This window comes from Streptomyces sp. N50, from assembly GCF_033335955.1.
GTDB lineage: Bacteria > Actinomycetota > Actinomycetes > Streptomycetales > Streptomycetaceae > Streptomyces.
Window position 1 is genome coordinate 8,223,128 of the sequence record NZ_CP137549.1, and the last position, 16,671, is coordinate 8,239,798.

Annotated in this window: 16 protein-coding genes and 1 pseudogene; 5 read left to right on the forward strand and 12 right to left on the reverse strand. The window is 70.7% G+C overall.

The window, feature by feature from the left end:
* Positions 1-256: 256 nt before the first annotated feature.
* The 7 genes and pseudogenes from pcaD to R2B38_RS36540 all read right to left on the reverse strand — a co-directional run bounded on the left by pcaD (position 257) and on the right by R2B38_RS36540 (position 6,739).
* Positions 257-1,374: pseudogene (gene pcaD / locus R2B38_RS36510) on the reverse strand (3-oxoadipate enol-lactonase).
* A complete protein-coding gene (gene pcaB, locus R2B38_RS36515) occupies positions 1,371-2,705 on the reverse strand; it encodes a 3-carboxy-cis,cis-muconate cycloisomerase (protein WP_318020078.1) in 1,335 nt (444 codons plus the stop codon). Before pcaB ends, pcaD begins: the two are co-directional and overlap by 4 nt.
* The gene (pcaG, locus tag R2B38_RS36520; protein ID WP_318020079.1) at positions 2,702-3,307 is read right to left on the reverse strand and encodes a protocatechuate 3,4-dioxygenase subunit alpha; all 606 of its coding nucleotides are present in this window, start codon (positions 3,305-3,307) and stop codon (positions 2,702-2,704) included. Before pcaG ends, pcaB begins: the two co-directional genes overlap by 4 nt.
* A gap of 6 nt (positions 3,308-3,313) precedes the next feature.
* Positions 3,314-4,087 (reverse strand): protocatechuate 3,4-dioxygenase subunit beta, encoded by a 774-nt coding sequence (pcaH, locus tag R2B38_RS36525; RefSeq protein WP_318020080.1) that lies wholly within the window; start codon positions 4,085-4,087, stop codon positions 3,314-3,316.
* A 53-nt stretch (positions 4,088-4,140) separates the two neighbouring features.
* Complete coding sequence (locus R2B38_RS36530) at positions 4,141-5,343, reverse strand: thiolase family protein (RefSeq protein WP_318020081.1); 1,203 nt, start codon at positions 5,341-5,343, stop codon at positions 4,141-4,143.
* Positions 5,340-5,984, reverse strand: a complete 645-nt coding sequence (locus tag R2B38_RS36535) for a CoA transferase subunit B (RefSeq protein ID WP_318020082.1) — start codon at positions 5,982-5,984, stop codon at positions 5,340-5,342. Before R2B38_RS36535 ends, R2B38_RS36530 begins: the two co-directional genes overlap by 4 nt.
* Positions 5,984-6,739: a CoA transferase subunit A gene (locus tag R2B38_RS36540; protein ID WP_033281707.1), complete on the reverse strand. Its 756-nt coding sequence runs from the start codon at positions 6,737-6,739 to the stop codon at positions 5,984-5,986. Before R2B38_RS36540 ends, R2B38_RS36535 begins: the two co-directional genes overlap by 1 nt.
* Before the next feature lie 210 nt (positions 6,740-6,949).
* Here R2B38_RS36540 and R2B38_RS36545 point away from each other — a divergent pair, with 210 nt between their 5' ends.
* The gene (locus R2B38_RS36545) at positions 6,950-7,414 is read left to right on the forward strand and encodes a MarR family winged helix-turn-helix transcriptional regulator (RefSeq protein ID WP_318020083.1); all 465 of its coding nucleotides are present in this window, start codon (positions 6,950-6,952) and stop codon (positions 7,412-7,414) included.
* A gap of 115 nt (positions 7,415-7,529) precedes the next feature.
* Here the strand turns inward: R2B38_RS36545 and R2B38_RS36550 are convergent, their stop codons facing one another.
* Both R2B38_RS36550 and R2B38_RS36555 read right to left on the reverse strand, forming a co-directional pair.
* Positions 7,530-8,534: a DUF3048 domain-containing protein gene (locus R2B38_RS36550; protein WP_318020084.1), complete on the reverse strand. Its 1,005-nt coding sequence runs from the start codon at positions 8,532-8,534 to the stop codon at positions 7,530-7,532.
* Positions 8,535-8,703: 169 nt separating this feature from the next.
* Positions 8,704-9,768 (reverse strand): ATP-dependent DNA ligase, encoded by a 1,065-nt coding sequence (locus R2B38_RS36555; protein ID WP_318020085.1) that lies wholly within the window; start codon positions 9,766-9,768, stop codon positions 8,704-8,706.
* A 75-nt stretch (positions 9,769-9,843) separates the two neighbouring features.
* Between R2B38_RS36555 and ligD the strand changes: the two genes are divergently transcribed.
* The 3 genes from ligD to R2B38_RS36570 all read left to right on the forward strand — a co-directional run bounded on the left by ligD (position 9,844) and on the right by R2B38_RS36570 (position 13,062).
* Entirely contained in the window at positions 9,844-10,947 is a 1,104-nt protein-coding gene (ligD, locus tag R2B38_RS36560) for a non-homologous end-joining DNA ligase (RefSeq protein WP_318020086.1), read from the forward strand.
* 4 nt (positions 10,948-10,951) lie between these two features.
* Positions 10,952-11,881, forward strand: coding sequence for an ornithine cyclodeaminase family protein (locus tag R2B38_RS36565; RefSeq protein ID WP_318020087.1), 930 nt, complete (start codon positions 10,952-10,954; stop codon positions 11,879-11,881).
* A gap of 134 nt (positions 11,882-12,015) precedes the next feature.
* A complete protein-coding gene (locus R2B38_RS36570; RefSeq protein WP_033281711.1) occupies positions 12,016-13,062 on the forward strand; it encodes a LacI family DNA-binding transcriptional regulator in 1,047 nt (348 codons plus the stop codon).
* A gap of 100 nt (positions 13,063-13,162) precedes the next feature.
* Here the strand turns inward: R2B38_RS36570 and R2B38_RS36575 are convergent, their stop codons facing one another.
* Positions 13,163-13,954, reverse strand: a complete 792-nt coding sequence (locus tag R2B38_RS36575; RefSeq protein WP_318020088.1) for a VOC family protein — start codon at positions 13,952-13,954, stop codon at positions 13,163-13,165.
* Positions 13,955-14,227: 273 nt separating this feature from the next.
* On the opposite strand from R2B38_RS36575, the gene R2B38_RS36580 reads away from it, so the two are divergent.
* Positions 14,228-14,473, forward strand: coding sequence for a WhiB family transcriptional regulator (locus R2B38_RS36580; RefSeq protein ID WP_199810972.1), 246 nt, complete (start codon positions 14,228-14,230; stop codon positions 14,471-14,473).
* 114 nt (positions 14,474-14,587) lie between these two features.
* Here R2B38_RS36580 and R2B38_RS36585 read toward each other — a convergent pair whose 3' ends face one another.
* On the reverse strand, positions 14,588-15,562 hold the full coding sequence (locus R2B38_RS36585) for an acyl-ACP desaturase (protein WP_033281713.1): 975 nt from the start codon (positions 15,560-15,562) through the stop codon (positions 14,588-14,590).
* Positions 15,563-15,777: 215 nt separating this feature from the next.
* Positions 15,778-16,554, reverse strand: a complete 777-nt coding sequence (gene ddaH, locus R2B38_RS36590; protein WP_318020089.1) for a dimethylargininase — start codon at positions 16,552-16,554, stop codon at positions 15,778-15,780.
* Between the last annotated feature and the right edge of the window lie 117 nt (positions 16,555-16,671).

Sequence of the window (16,671 nt, forward strand, 5' to 3'; positions counted from 1 at the left end):
CCTTAAAAACGCAGGCCCGCCCATGTCTTTAGGGCGGGGGGAGCTGCGCGCCCTTGAAAGCACAGCCCGGCCCAAGTCTTTGGGGCGCGGGGAACTGCGCGCTCCTGAAGAACACAGGCCGGCCCCGTCTTCAGGGGCGCGGGGAACTGCGCGCTCCTGAAGAACACAGGCCGGCCCCGTCTTCAGGGGCGCGGGGAACTGCGCGACCAGCCCCCACCGGGGCCGCAGTCGACACACAACAAGCCGCCCCACCCCCTTAGTCGGCCTCTTCGGCCAACACCCGCTGCGCCACAGCGAACGCCGAGTTCGCCGCAGGCACCCCGCAATACACCGCACTCTGCAACAGCACCGCCCCGATCTCCTCCGGCGTGAGCCCATTACGCCGAGCCGCCCGCACATGCATCGCCAACTCGTCGTCATGCCCATGTGCGATCAACGCGGTGAGTGTGATCATGCTCCGCTCACGCCGCGACAACGTTGGATCGGTCCAGATCTCCCCCCACGCGTACCGGGAGATGAAGTCCTGGAAGCGGGCGGTGAAGGGCGTCTGCCGAGCCTGGGCCCGATCCACGTGGGCGTCACCGAGCACCTCACGCCGTACCTCCATCCCACGCCGCGCACTCCCGTCAAGGTGCGCCCGCAGCGCCGTGAGCACCGCCTCCGGGCACTGCGCGGGGGCGAGATGCGAGGCACCCGGGATCTCCACGAGCGCCGAGCCCGCCACCGCGTCCGCGATCTCCCGCAGATGCGCCGGCGGGGTCGCCGGGTCCTCGCGACCGGCGATCACCAGCGTCCGCGCGCTGATCTCGGGAAGCCGCGACCGCAGGTCGTACGCGGCCAGCGCGTCACAGCACGCGGCGTACGCGGCCGGGTCGGCGGCACCCTGGTCGGCCACCAGCTCCGGGACGGTGAACCCGGGCGTGAACCAACGGGAGTCGGCGCTCTCCACCAGCCAGCCAAGCCCCTCGCTCCGTACCCGCGCGGCCCGTTCCTCCCACGGCTTCGCCCCGTTGAAGTGCGCCGAGGAACAGATCACGGCGAGCGACGCGACCCGCTCGGGGTGATGTACGGCCAGGTGCAGACCGACCGCGCCCCCAACGACACACCCGCGTAAGCGAATTGGTCGATCCCGAGGGAGTCGGCCAGCGCCAGCACCAGATCCGCGAGGTCTCCTACGGTCGCCCCGGGACCGATCAACCCGGGTGCCGAACCACCATGCCCGGGGAGGTCCCAGCGGATCACCCGGTGGGTGACGGACAGTTCGGGCGCGACCTTGTCCCAGAGGGCGTACGACGTGCCCAGCGAGGGCCCGAGCAGCAGCGGGGGCGCGGAATCGGGGCCCTCGGCACGGAAGTTGAGGAGTTTCTCGGTCAACGTCGCTCCAAGGCACGGTCGGTGAGGGCTCCGGCGGAACCCGTGTAACGGGCGGGGTCGGTGAGTGCGGAGAGGGCGAGATCCTTCAACTCCGGCTCCTCGGCGAGGAGTTCAGCGAGCGAACGGCCCTCGGCGTACGTCCGCCGGACGACCTCCGTGAGCAGTTCCTTCGCCCGGGTCCGGCCCAGCAGCGGCGCCAGTTCGGCCGACAGCCGCTCGGAGACGATCAACCCATGGGTGAGATCCAGGTGTTCACGCATCACGTCGGGGTGCACCCGCAGCCCCTCGGTCAGTTCGGCGGCATCGCGCGCTGCCCCGCCGACCAGCCGCAGCAGGTCCCTGAGCGGTTCCCACTCGGCGTGCCAGGCCCCGGCCGGCCGCTCGTCCTCGGCGACCAGCGAGCCGTAGAGGACGGCCGCGAGCTGCGGTGCCCGGCGCGCGGCGGCGGCGATCAGCGTGGACCGTACGGGATTCGCCTTGTGCGGCATGGCCGATGAGCCGCCGCCGCTGCCCTCGGAGACCTCGGCGATCTCCGTACGGCACAGGACGAGGACGTCGGCGGCGACCTTGCCCAGCGCGCCCGCCGCGAAGGCCAGGCACCCGGCGAGGTCGGCGATCGGCGTCCGGAGTGTGTGCCAGGGCAACAGCGGTGCCGCCAGGCCGAGTTCGCGGGCGTAGGCATCCGGGAGTGCCAGTGCGTCCTCGGCGCCGTACGCCGTGAAGGCGGCCAACGTGCCCGCCGCGCCGCCGAGTTGGACGGGCAGCGTGCCCCTTACCGCCCGCACGCGATCCCGCGCGTCGAGCACCAGCGACCGCCACCCGGCCGCCTTCAGCCCGAACGTCGTCGGTACGGCGTGCTGGGTGAGTGTCCGGCCCGGCATCGCGGTGTCACGGTGAGCGGCGGCCAGTCGGGCCAGCGCGTGCTCCGTGCGGGTCAGGTCGGTCAGGACCAGGTCCAGGGTGCGGGACGCGACCAGCATCGTGGCCGTGTCCATGATGTCCTGGCTGGTCGCACCCCGGTGGACGTACGGGCCGTACTCCCCGCCGACCGCCTTCGTCAGATCCGCGACCAGCGGGATCACCGGGTTTCCGCCGGCCCTGGACCGGTCCACGAGGGAGCGGATGTCGAAGCGGTCGGCGTCGGCCGCGGTCGTCACCGCCGTCGCCGCCTCGGCGGGGGCGAGACCCAGGGCGGCCTGGGCGCGGGTGAGGGCGGACTCCGCGTCGAGCAGGGCCCGTAGATACGCGGTGTCGCTCGTCGCGGACGCGGCGGGGGAGCCGGTCCACCCGGGGGCGAGCAGGCCGGTGTCCGACGGGTCGGCAGGTGTCACTGGAACTCCAGGAAGACCGTTTCGCCTTCGCCCTGAAGGCGGATGTCGAAACGGTATGTGCCCTTGCCGTCGTCCTGGGCGATCAGCGTGCCGCGCCGCGCCGGGTCCAGCCCGGACAGCAGCGGGTCCGCGGCGAGCGCGGCGTCGTCGCCCGGGAGGTAGACGCGGGTGAAGAGGTGCACCAGCAGTCCGCGCGCGAAGACGCACGCGCTGAGGTACGGGGCGTTCCCGCCGCGCGCACCCGGTCGCAGTGTCCGTGCGTACCAGTGGCCGTTGGCGTCCGTCTGGATGCGGCCCCAGCCGGTGAACTCCACGCCGTTGCGGCCGAGGTAGCCGCCGCTGGCCGGGTCGCGCCGGATCGATCCGTCGGTCGTGGAGAGGTTGCCCTCGGGGTCGGGGCCCCAGAGTTCCACGAAGGCGTCGGGCAGCGGGTTGCCCTCGCCGTCGTAGATGTAGCCCTGGACGGTGATCGTGTCCGGGTGTCCGACGGGCGCGATGTCACCGCCGCCGGGAAACGGCAGCGCGTAGCCGTAGAAGGGGCCGACCGTGTGCGACGGGGTCGGCAGCACGGACTCCGGGCGGCTCGTGTCGATCTTCGTCATGGCGGGTCAGCGTCCTTCTTCGATCCAGGTGGCGTGCGGGCCGTCGAGCACGATGTCCCAGTGGTAGCCCATCGAGAACTCGGGCACCGACAGGCTGTGGTCGTACGTCGCGACGAGGCGCTGCCGTGCTGCGTCGTCCGTCACCGACTGGATGATCGGGTCGTACGGGAACAGCGGGTCGCTCGGGAAGTACATCTGCGTCACGAGCCGTTGGGTGAACGCCGTGCCGAACATGGAGAAGTGGATGTGCGCCGGTCGCCAGGCGTTGACGTGGTTGCGCCAGGGGTAGGGGCCCGGCTGGACGGTCGTGAAGCGGTAGTTGCCCTCGTCGTCGGTCAACGTGCGCCCGAAACCGGTGAAGTTGGGGTCCAGCGGGGCGTCGTGCTGCTCGCGCTGGTGGGCGTAGCGGCCGGCCGAGTTCGCCTGCCAGATCTCGACCAGCTGGCCGCTGATCGGCCGCCCGGACCGGTCCAACAGCCGCCCGGAGACGGTGATCCGCTCCCCGATCGGCTCGCCGTTGTGCTGCCGGGTGAGGTCGTTGTCGATCTCCGTGATGTCCCGCTCGCCGAACGCGGGCGAGGCCAGCTCCACCAGCTCCGGGTCCTTCGAGACGTCGATGGTGACCGGCGGCTGTTTCGGGTGGCGCAGCAGCGAGGAACGGTATGGGGCGTAGTCGCGGCGCGGGTGGTGCTCGACCGGCGCGCCGTCGGCGACCCGCTTCTCGTACGTCGCGTGCTCGGCCGCTATTTCGAGGTCGATGTCGTGCTGGGTGAGAGCCATGGGGGATCCTGCCGTTCGAGTTCCTGCCGTTCCGGTTGCTGCCGTCCCGGTTCCTACCGTTCGAGGACGAGGGCCAGGCCCTGGCCCACGCCGATGCAGAGGGTCGCGACGCCAACTCCCGTGCCCTTGCGGGCGAGTTGGTGGGCGACGGTGCCGGCGAGGCGGGCACCGGAGGCGCCGAGCGGATGGCCGAGGGCGATGGCTCCGCCCTGGGGGTTGAGGATCGCCGGGTCGAACTCGGGCCACTCGGCGACACATCCGAGCACCTGCGCGGCGAATGCCTCGTTGAGCTCCAGGACTGACAGGTCGTCAAATCCCTTGCCCGCCTTGGTGAGTGCGCGGTTGACGGCTTCTACCGGAGCGAGTCCGAAGTACTGCGGGTCGATCGCCGAGACGCCGGTCGCGGAGACGCGGGCGAGGGGCTGACGACCGGTCGCCTTGAGCCCTTCCTCGTCGACCAACAGCAGGGCCGCGGCACCGTCGTTGAGCGGCGACGCGTTGCCCGCGGTGACCGTCCCGTTCTCCGTGCGGAACGACGGCTTGAGCTTGGCCATGGCGGCGAGGGACGCGTCCGCCCGTACGGACTCGTCGGCGCCGAAGAGGACCGGGTCGCCCTTGCGCTGCGGGATGGCGACGGGGGCGATCTCGCCGTCGAAGAGGCCGGCCGCCTGCGCTTGTGCCGCCTTCTGATGACTCGCGAGCGCGAACTCGTCCTGCTGCTCGCGGCCGATCTTGTGCTTGTCGGCGATCAGCTCCGCGCTCTCGCCGAGCGGGATGGTCCACTCCGGGTTCATGGCCGGGTTGACCATGCGCCAGCCGAGCGTGGTCGAGTACAACTCCGTGTGCCCGGCGGGGAAGGGCCGGTCCGACTTGGGCAGCACGTACGGCGCGCGGGTCATCGACTCCACCCCGCCCGCCACGGCGATGGAGGCGTCCCCGACCGCGATCGCGCGGGCCGCCTGGATGACCGCTTCGAGGCCGGAGGCGCAGAGCCGGTTGACCGTCACGCCCGGCACGGAGGTGGGCAGGCCCGCGAGGAGGCCGGCCATGCGGGCGACGTTGCGGTTCTCCTCGCCGGCGCCGTTGGCGTTGCCGAAGTAGACGTCGTCGATGCGGGACCGGTCCAAGTCGGGCGTGCGGGCGAGGAGTTCCCGGAGGGCGTGGGCCGCGAGGTCGTCGGGACGGACCGAGGCGAGGCCTCCGCTGTACCTGCCGATGGGGGTGCGGACGGCGTCGACGATGTAGACCGGGTTCACAGCAGGCCTTCCGTGATGGTGAGTTTCGCGTCGGTCTTGGCGACGATCTCCTCGACACTCACGCCGGGCGCGGTCTCGATCAGCACGAGACCGTCGGGTGACACGTCGATCACGCCGAGATCGGTGATGACTCGGTTCACACACGCTTTGCCCGTGAGCGGCAGCGCGCACTCCGTGAGGATCTTCGGGGAGCCGTCCTTCGCCACATGGGTCATCACGACGATGACCGTGCGGGCGCCGTGCACGAGGTCCATCGCCCCGCCGATCCCGGTGATCATCTTGCCGGGGATCGCCCAGTTCGCCAGGTCACCGCCCGCCGACACCTGCATCGCGCCCAGCACGGCGACGTCGATGTGCCCGCCCCGGATCATCCCGAAGGAGAGCGCCGAGTCGAAGAAGGAGGCGCCGGGCAGAACCGTCACGGTCTCCTTGCCGGCGTTGATCAGATCCGGGTCGACCTGGTCCTCGGTCGGATAGGGGCCGGTGCCGAGGATGCCGTTCTCGGACTCCAGGATCACCTCGACGCCCGGCGGGAGGTAGTTGGGGATCAGGGTCGGCAGGCCGATGCCGAGATTGACGTACTGCCCGTCCTGGAGTTCGCGCGCCGCGCGGGCCGCCATCTCCTCGCGTGTCCAGGCCATCAGCTGCTCACCGTCCGCTGCTCGATCCGCTTGTCGGCGGCCTGCTCGGGGGTGAGGGCCACCACCCGCTGCACGAAGATCCCGGGCAGGTGCACCGCGTCCGGGTCGATCTCGCCGGGTTCGACCAGCTCCTCCACCTCGGCGATCGTCACCTTGCCCGCCATCGCCGCGAGGGGGTTGAAGTTCCGGGTGGACTTGTTGAAGACGAGGTTGCCGTGCCGGTCGCCCTTCGCGGCGCGGACCAGGGCGAAGTCGGTGCGGATCCCGCGCTCCAGGACGTACTCGGTGCCGTCGAACTCCCGCACCTCCTTCGCCGGGGAGGCGAGCGTGACGCCGCCGGAGCCGTCGTAGCGCCAGGGCAGTCCGCCCTCGGCGACCTGCGTGCCGACCCCGGCGGGGGTGTAGAAGGCGGGGATGCCCGCACCGCCCGCGCGCAGTCGCTCCGCGAGGGTGCCCTGGGGGATCATCTCGACCTCCAGCTCCCCGGCGAGGTACTGGCGGGCGAACTCCTTGTTGGCGCCGATGTAGGAGCCGGTCACCCGTGCGATCCGCCCGGCGGAGAGGAGGACGGCGAGGCCGGACTCCATCGCCCCGCAGTTGTTGGAGACCACGCCCAGGCCGGTCGTACCGCGCTCGTAGAGAGCCTGGATCAGTACGTTCGGCACACCGCTCAGCCCGAAGCCGCCGACCGCGAGCGTCGCTCCGTCCGGCACATCGGCCACGGCCTCGTCGGCTGTGGCGACCACCTTGTCCATCCGTGAAGCTCCGTCCCGTTCGAGCGCCCGGTCAGCAGATCATCAGGGCACTGAGCATTTCGGTGAAGTTTCCTTCACGCTGCCACTGTGGGGGCCCGCCGTCAAGACCTGGGAGAAGTGCCGGGTCAGGACCGCGCGCGAGGCTGGACTCGCTCCCGGGGCCTCCGGGTATCGTTCAGTGCACGGATGAATATGACGTCGGGAGGGCACATGGCCGCGGTGGACCTCACCACCCACCCCGGGCACCTCGCCCGGCGACTCCAGCAGGCGCACTATCTGCTGTGGAACACCATGGTCTCCGAGGAGATCACCTCCCCGCAGTTCGCGGTGCTCAACGCGCTCGCCGACGAGCCGGGGCTCGACCAGCGGACGGCGGGGGAGCGGGTGGGTCTGGACCGGTCCACCATCGCGGAGGTGATCAGCCGGCTGATCAGGCGCGGGTTGCTGGACAAGGTGCGGGATGCGCGGGACGGGCGGCGGTTTCTGCTGCGGCTCACCGATGACGGGGTGCGGGTCCATCGCAAGCTGGTCGTGCGGACGGCTCGGATGAACCAGGTGTTTCTGGCGCCGCTCTCCGCCGAGGAACAGGGGGTCTTCTTCGACCTCATCCAGCGGGTGTCGGATGCGGCGGAGGGGCTCCGGAATCCTGCGGAGCCCCTCGCTGCGCGGCGGTAGCGGGCTGGGCGATTCGTTGTCTGCGGGGCGGTGGGGGCTGGTCGCGCCCACGCGGCGGAGCCGCATATTGATACCGCCCCGCGCCCCTGAAGGGGCGCGCTTTGGCCGGCCCTGTTCAGGACTTCGCGAAGACCACCCAGACCTGGCCCTTCGCGAAGTTCATCGGTGTTCCGTCCGAGGTCGTGAACTGCGTTCCGTCCGTGGCCTTCTGGCGCTTCCAGTCGACGCTGTACGTACGGCCGTCCCGTAGGACGTCCGCCTTTCCGGATCCGACCGTCTCGGTGTACGGCGTGTTGTTGCCGAGGACGTCGTGGTACTTGGACTTGCGGATCTTCACGTACTGCACGACGACCGTCGCCGGAGCCAGCCGCTTGCCGTCGGTCAGGACGGTGGGCGTGCCGTCCTCGCTGACCTGCCAGCGGTGCTTGCTCCCGGACCAGGTGAAGGTGAAGCGGGCCGCCGGGTAGCGCACGGTGCGGGAGGCGGTGGGCTTGCCGCCCGCAGGGGCCGCGCCGTAGCGGAAGCCGGTCGTCAGGGCCGCCGCGCCCGGGGCGGAGGAGAACAGCTTGTTCGGGTGGAGATAGAGGTTGTGCGGGGCTGATTTGTCGACGCCCCGGTAGTAGGCGCTGGCCACCTCGTCGGGCGACGCCGATCGCAGCGGGGCCTTGGCGATCAGCGGCAGGAGCTTGTGCTGCGCGCCCGAGAAGGCGAGCGTCGGGTCGTCGAACTGGCGCAGCAGCTCCAGGTCGGACACGCGGGCGCTGCGCACCGGGCCGACGGACTTGGGCAGCTTGGTGGCGAACACCGCCATCAGCCGGCTCAGCCCGCCCTCGACCTGCTCCGCGTACACGATGTCCGCCGAGTCCAGACCCGTCTGCGGGCGGGCCGCGGGCACATTGTCGATCTTCACCGCGAGCAGGGGATCGGCGGCGGGCGCTACCGTGCCGCCGGCGCTCGGGCTCTGGGCCGGGGTCTGTGTCGGGGGCCGGGTCTGTCCGCGCCCGTCGTCGACGGGGCTGCCGTGATGTGCCGTGCAGCCCACTGCCAGGGAGGCCGTCATCGTGGCGGCCAGCAGCGCCGCTCTTCTCGCGCCGCGCCGCTCAGGCGCCCTTCGTCCCATGCCCACCGTTGCCACCAAGTCTGTGTTTTCGATTGTGCGCTTATAAGTTCATTGGTGGCCATACCCGCTCGGTTGTGATTGTGCGCGCTGATTGCGCCGATCGGCTCACTGGAAAATGTGGAGGGGGTCGGTCCGGAGGGTTCCGGGCGTCCCGCGAATCCCGCGATTTCTACGGGCCGAGGATCTCCGCGAGGTCGTAACGGACCGGCTCCTCCAGCTGCGCGTATGTGCAGCTGTCGGGCGTGCGGTCGGGGCGCCAGCGGCGGAAACGCGCCGTGTGCCGGAAGCGCGCGCCGTTCTCCATGTGGTCGTACGCCACCTCGGCCACCCGTTCCGGCCGGAGCGGCACCCAGGAGAGGTCCTTCTTGCCGGACCAGCGGCTCGGGGCGCCCGGCAGCCGGGCCGACTCGTGCGCGGCCTCCTCCGCCCAGGCCGCCCACGGATGCCCGGCCGGGTCGTCCATGCGCAGGGGCGCGAGTTCCTCGATGAGCTCGGCGCGCCGTTTCATGGTGAAGGCGGCGGACACGCCCACGTGTTGCAGGGTCCCCTGGCCGTCGTAGAGGCCGAGAAGGAGTGAGCCCACGACGGGGCCGCTCTTGTGGAGGCGGTAGCCCGCGACGACGGCGTCCGCGGTCCGCTCGTGCTTGATCTTGAACATCGCGCGTTCGTCCGGGCGGTAGCGCAGGTCCAGCGGCTTGGCGACGACACCGTCGAGCCCGGCGCCCTCGTACTGCTCGAACCACCGCTGAGCCACCTCGATGTCGGTGGTCGCGGGGGCGAGATGCACGGGTGCGGTCGCGCCGGACAGCGCCCGTTCGAGGAGCGCCCGACGGTCGCCGAGCGGCACGTCCAGCAGCGACTCGTCGGCCAGGGCCAGCAGGTCGAAGGCGACGAAGGAGGCCGGGGTCCGCTCGGCCAGCGTCCGCACCCGCGACTCGGCCGGGTGGATGCGTTCGCTCAGCGCGTCGAAGTCCAGTCGCCCGTCCCGCGCGATCACGATCTCCCCGTCCAGGACGCAGCGCTCCGGCACGCGCTCCTTCAGGGCCTCGACCAGTTCGGGAAAGTACCTGGTCAGCGGCTTTCCGGTACGGCTGCCCAACTCGATCTCTCCGCCGTCCCGGAACACGATCGCCCGGAAGCCGTCCCACTTCGCCTCGTAGTGCATGCCCGGCGGAATCCTCGCCACCGATTTGGCGAGCATGGGCTTCACGGGCGGCATCACCGGCAGATCCATGGTTCCGATTCTGCGCTCGTACGTCGCTCGCCGCCCGGTGTGCGATGTCCGTGCGCCGGGCCTACGGTGGCTCGCATGGGCGAAGCGGTGGAACTGGAGGCGGGCGGCCGGACCGTACGGCTGTCCAGCCCAGGCAAGATCTTCTTCCCGGAGCGCGGCTTCACCAAGCTGGACCTCGCCCGGTACTACATCGCGGTCGGCCCCGGAATCCTCCGCGCGCTGCGCGACCGACCCACCACCCTGGAGCGCTATCCGGACGGGGTCGAGGGCGAGAACTTCTTCCAGAAGCGGGCGCCCAAGAACATGCCCGACTGGATCCCGACCGCCCACATCACCTTCCCCAGCGGACGCAGCGCCGACGAGATGTGCCCCACCGAGGAAGCCGCCGTGCTGTGGGCCGCCCAGTACGGCACGCTCACCTTCCACCCCTGGCCGGTCCGCCGCGCCGACGTCGACAGCCCCGACGAACTCCGCATCGACCTCGACCCGCAGCCCGGCACGGATTACGACGACGCGGTCCGCGCCGCCCATGAACTCCGCGCCGTGCTCGACGAGTTCGGCGGCCTGAAGGGCTTCCCCAAGACCTCCGGCGGCCGCGGCCTGCACGTCTTCGTACCGATCGAGCCGCGCTGGACCTTCACCCAGGTCCGCCGCGCGGCCATCGCGGTCGGCCGGGAGCTGGCCCGCCGGATGCCGGACCAGGTGACCGTCAAGTGGTGGAAGGAAGAACGCGGCGAACGCATCTTCGTCGACTACAACCAGACCGCCCGCGACCGCACCATCGCCTCCGCCTATTCCGTACGGCCCCGCCCGCACGCCCCCGTCTCGGCCCCGCTCCGCTGGGACGAGGTCGGTACCGCGCACCCCCGGGACTTCGACCTCGCAACCATGCCGGCGCGTTTCGCCGAACTCGGCGACGTGCACGCCGACATGGACGACCACCGCTACTCCCTGGACGCCCTCCTCGAACTCGCCCGCCGCGACGAACACGACCACGGGCTGGGAGATCTGCCGTATCCGCCGGAGTATCCGAAGATGCCGGGGGAGCCGAAGCGGGTGCAGCCGAGCAGGGCGAAGAAGGCCTCAACTGCCCCGGATCCAGGCCCAGATGCCGCTGTCGGCTCCGCCGATGACCCCGCCGCCGACTCGGGCACCGACTCCGCGTCTGACGGATCATGAACGCATGACTCGCCTGCTGACCCGGAGCGACCTGGCCGCCCTGCTGGAACCCTCGGCCTGCCTCGCCGCGCTGCGGGCCGGCTTCCTCGCCGTAGGGGCCCCGGTGGCGATCCCGGGCCAACGGGTGCGCACCGACCTGCCGTTCCCCGGGACGGCCACCGCCCTGATGCCCGGACTGCTCCCCGGCATCGAGGCCTACACGGTGAAGGTCAACGCCAAGTTCCCTGACGCGCGCCCCGCGTTGAGAGGCGTGCTCTGCCTGCACAGCGGCGTGGACGGCGAGTTGCTCGCCCTGCTGGACTCCGCGACGGTGACCGCGTGGCGCACGGGGCTCGCGGCAGCCCTGGGCACGGATGCTCTCGCGGGGTCGGCGGAGGGTGCGGTGGTGGGGGTCATCGGTGCGGGCGCGCAGGGCGAGTTGATGGTGCGGGGGCTGGGCGCGTTGCGGTCGTACGGCGAACTGGTCGTCCACGACACGGACTTGGACCGCGCGACCGAGTTCGCCGTACGGCACGGCGGCCGGGTCCTGGGCTCCCCGAAGGAGATCGCCTCGGCCGCCGACATCGTCCTGCTGGCCACCTGGTCCCGCACCCCGCTGCTGTCCCTCGCGGACACCCGGGAGGGACAGCACCTCACCAGCCTGGGCGCCGACGAGCCGGGCAAGCGGGAACTCGCCCCCGACCTGCTGGACGCGGCGCTGGTCGTCGTCGACGACCGCCAACTGGTCGAGTCCGTCCGCGCGTTGACCCCGACGGACATCGACACCACGCTCGGCGACGTACTGCGCGGGGACCATCCGGGGCGGACCGATGCCGGTGCGCGTTCTGTCTACGCGCCGGTCGGGCTGCCGTGGCAGGACCTGGCGTTGGCGTGGCTGGCGTATGAGCGGGCGGAGCGGGACGGGGTCGGGCGGCGGGTGGATCTGCTGGGGTGAGGGGAGGGCCGGTCGAGGTCGACGAGGGTGCGCTCGGCAGGGGGAGCGGGATGGGGACCGTGTATTGGGAGCGCTCTCACCATCAGGTTCCGCCGCGGCTATCCTGATCCGCATCATCGAGGAGGGGTCCACACGTGACCGAGACAGCACCGCGCCCCACGCTGGAGGCCGTGGCCGCGCGGGCGGGGGTGTCGCGGGCCACCGTCTCCCGGGTGGTCAACGGCGGGGACGGGGTGCGGGAATCGCTCGTCGAGCGGGTCCGGCAGGCCGTGGACGAACTCGGGTACGTCCCCAACCAGGCCGCGCGGAGCCTGGTGACGAAGCGGCACGACGCCATCGCCGTGGTGATCGCGGAACCGGAGACCCGTGTCTTCGCGGATCCCTTCTTCGCCATGCAACTCCGGGGTATCAGCAAGGAGTTGACAGCCCACGACTCCCAACTCGTGCTGCTCCTCACGGAAGGCCGCGACGACCATGCCCGTGTCGGCCGGTATCTCGCCGGCGGCCATGTCGACGGCGCGCTCGTCTTCTCCCTGCACCTCGACGACCCGCTGCCCGGGCTGATCCAACGGGCCGGTGTCCCGACCGTGTTCGGCGGCCGGCCCGGCTGGAGCGAGGGGACACGCGCCTCCGGACCCACGGTGTACGTCGACTGTGACAACCGGGGTGGCGCCCGCGAGGCCGTACGGCATCTCGTCGGGCTCGGCCGCACCCGGATCGCGCACATCACCGGCGCGCTCGACCAGACCTCCGCGGTGGACCGGCTCGACGGGTTCCGGGACGTCATGGTCGACGTCGATCCGCGGCTGATCGTGGAGAGCGACTTCACCCCGGGCGGCGGTGAGCGCGCCATGCGGGAGCTCCTCGACAACTGCCCCGACGTGGACGCCGTGTTCGCCGCCAACGACCTCACCGCGTACGGTGCCATGAAGGTGCTGCGCGAGGAGGGGCTGCGGGTGCCTGAGGACGTGGCGGTGATCGGCTTCGACGACATGCTGCCGGTCGCCGAACAGACCGAACCACCGCTCACGACGGTCCGCCAGGACATAGAGGAGATGGGCCGCTTGATGGCCCGTCTGCTGCTGCGCGGCCTCGACCGCCGGGGCGTCCGCGACGGCATCGGAGGCGCGCCGTCCAGCGTGATCCTGCCGACCACACTGGTCCACCGCGCCTCCGCGTGAGCAGTGCCCGGGCGTGAGCCGTGCCGTGCCCGTACGTCCGCGTGGGACTGGCCTGTCGGCCGCCGAATCGCCGGCCGGCCGGCCCGCTGAATCGGGGCCGTCAGCCCTGCGGAGCCTCGCTCTTGATGACGGCGAAGCGGGCGCCGTGCGGATCGGTGAGCTGGGCGATGCGGCCGACGCCCTCCATGCTGGTGGCCGGCATGGTGACCTTGCCGCCCGTCTCCAGCGCCTTGGCCACGGTCGCGTCCGCGTCGGCGACTTCGAAGTACGCCAGCCAGTACGCCCCCGAGGCCGCGCCGGTCGGGTCGAAGTCGAGCGGGACGACACCGCCGAACATCGCGTCCTCACCGGCCCCGGACGCGTTGAGGCAGGTGTAGTCGCCGCCCGGCATGGGCGCGGCGGAGGTCTCCAGACCGAGCGAGGCGTCGTAGAACGCGGCCGCCGCGGCGACATCCGGTGTGTACAGCTCGACCCAGGTCAGCGAACCGGGGTCGCCCGCGACGTCAATACCCTTCATCTGGCCCGGCTGCCAGATGCCGAACGCCGCGCCCGCCGGGTCCCTGAGGATCGCCATGTGGCCCTGGCCCAACACGTCCATCGGCTGGAACAGGACCGCGCCGTGCGCCTGCTCCACCGCCTTGGCCGTGGCCTCCGCGTCCGCGCTCTGGAAGTACACGGTCCAGGCGGACGCGTCGTGCTCGGCGGGCAGGGGCATGCCGCCGGCGACCGTCCTGCCGTCGAGTTGGAAGAAGCCGTAGCCGCCGGCCTCGGGTCCCGCCGACTGGAACTGCCAGCCGAAGAGACCGCCGTAGAAGGAGATGGCGCTGTCGATGTCGGGGGAGCCGACGTCCAGCCAGTTGGGAGCGCCGTTGACGAAACGGGTGGTGAGCATCATTGCCCTCCTCGTTGAAGGGGCCCGTTCTCTGCAGTGCCGAGTCTTGCACCGCCCACTGACAATCGCTGCCGCAGTGGGGCAGCGGTTCGCGGATACGGCGTTGGTCACCCTCGGTGACCGCTGAAGTTCTCCGTGTTTTCACACCGGTTCCGCGCGCCGCCGTGCGTCGGTGCGGGCGCGGCGCCACCATCGGGGTGGCCGGAGGCCCCGGAGCGCGGCGTTGATCCCACGTTGATCGAACGTTTTTCGACGCACGGCACGATCCTGGCCATGCACATCGACACGATCACCTCGCCCGACCTGGACTGGCAGCAGGAGGCGTTGTGCGCGCAGACCGGGGCGGACTTCTTCTTCCCCGAACCCGGCAGCTCCGTCAGGGAGGCCAAGCGGATCTGCGGCATGTGCCCGATCCGCTCGGCCTGCCTGGAGTACGCCCTCGACAACGACGAACGCTTCGGGGTGTGGGGCGGGTTGTCGGAGAAGGAACGGCTGGAGATCCGGCGCACCTCACGCTGACCGATGACTGATGATCGCCGACCGGTGATCCGGTCGGCGACAGCGGAACGGGGCCGACGGCCTGGTACGGCCGACAGCCCCGAAGTCCTCGCTCGCTTACGGAGGCGAGACCCGTCAGGCGCTGGCGCGCGCCGCCATGCGGGCCTTGCGGGTCGCCAGCTTCTCGTCGAACTTGGACGCCTCGGAGTCGAGGCCGCCCATGTAGAGGCCGATCTCCTCCTGGGCCTGCTGGCCCTCGGGGCCGAGGCCGTCGATCTCCATGACCTTGAGGAAGCGCAGGACGGGCTGGATGACGTCGTCGTGGTGGATGCGCAGGTTGTAGACCTCGCCGATGGCCATCTGCGCGGCGAAGCGCTCGAAGCCGGGCATGCCGTGACCGGGCATCCGGAAGTTGACGAGGACGTCGCGCACGGCCTGCATGGTGAGGTCGGGGGCGAGCTCGAACGCGGCCTTCAGGAGGTTGCGGTAGAAGACCATGTGGAGGTTCTCGTCGGTCGCGATGCGGGCCAGCATGCGGTCGCAGACCGGGTCGCCGGACTGGTGGCCGGTGTTGCGGTGCGACACGCGCGTGGCCAGCTCCTGGAAGGCGACGTACGCGACCGAGTGCAGCATCGAGTGCCGGTTGTCCGACTCGAAGCCCTCGCTCATGTGCTGCATGCGGAACGCTTCGAGCTTGTCCGGGTCGACCGCGCGGGAGGCGAGCAGGTAGTCCCGCATGACGATGCCGTGCCGGCCCTCCTCCGCCGTCCAGCGGTGCACCCAGGTGCCCCAGGCGCCGTCGCGGCCGAAGAGGGAGGCGATCTCGTGGTGGTAGCTGGGGAGGTTGTCCTCCGTAAGGAGGTTCACGACGAGGGCGATGCGGCCGATCTCGGTGACCTTGGACTGCTCCTTGCCCCAGGCCTCGCCGTCCTCGAAGAAGCCCGGGAAGTTCCGGGCGTCGCTCCAGGGCACGTACTCGTGCGGCATCCAGTCCTTGGTGACCTTGAGGTGCCGGTTGAGCTCCGTCTCGACGACTTCTTCCAACGCGTACAGCAGCTTGGCGTCGGTCCAGACTGCGGGGCTGCCGAGGTGCGGGGAAGTGATCGTCACGAGGACTCCAGGGGGACGTCGTACAAAACTGAACAAACCGGCGAGCGGTGCCGGGACCTGTGCAACTTACGGAATCGTAGGCTACGAAACCGTAGGTTACGTGACCGTAGGTTAAGGACGCTGTAAAGATCGCTGTTCAGGCCGTATTGCCGGGGAATCCCGCACGGTCGCAGGACCGCAGGTCCCGGCGCCGAACGGGCGGTTGTGTCACCCGTTCAGGCGTACAGATCCCGGAGCCGGACCGAGAGGCACGTCACACATCCTTCGAGTTTCTCGAACTCGCTGATGTCCACCACGACCGGCTCGTGGCCGAGATCGCTGAGCAGGTCGGCCGTCTTGGGCGCGCTCGCCGCCATCAGCAGCTTGTCGCCGCCGAGCAGCACCACATGGGCGCCGGCCTCCTCGGGCACCGACAGGAAGCGCGGGAAGAGCGAGGGCCGGTCCACCTTCGGGATGTGCCCGAGCACCGTCCCTTCGGGCAGCGCGGTCACCGCCGACTTCAGATGCAGCACCTTGCTCACGGGCACGGTGACCACCCGCGCCCCGAGCGGCTCGAACACGGCCCGCAGCTGCTGGACGCCGGCCGCGTTCGTCCGCCCGCCCCGGCCGACGTAGATCGTGTCGTCGACCTTGAGGACGTCACCGCCCTCCAGGGTGCCCGGCTCCCAGACCCAGTTCACCGAGCAGCCGAGCCGGGCCACCGCCTCCTCGACCCCGCCCGTCTCCTCGCGCCGGGACTCGGCGCCGGGCCGCGAGATCAGCGCCACGTTCTTGTACATGACCACTGCGTCCTCGACGAACACGGAGTCGGGGCAGTCGTCGGCCGGATCCACCTCGATCGTCTCCCAGCCGTGCACCCGCAGCGCGTGCGCGTACGCCTCCCACTGCTCGAGTGCCTGCTCGACATCGACCTTCTCCCGCTCGATGTGCGTGACCAGCCCTTCGGCCAGGCGCGGGCTGGGGCGGCGGACGAGGGCCTTCTTGCTGGGCACGAGCGGGACTCCGTATCGGCGGGATCGTTTCGGCGCCGTTGTCGGGGCACCGGTTGGCCATCATGCGTCACCCGTCCATGCCGACAAAACCCCTCACGTGAGGCTGTGGCCCTCCTG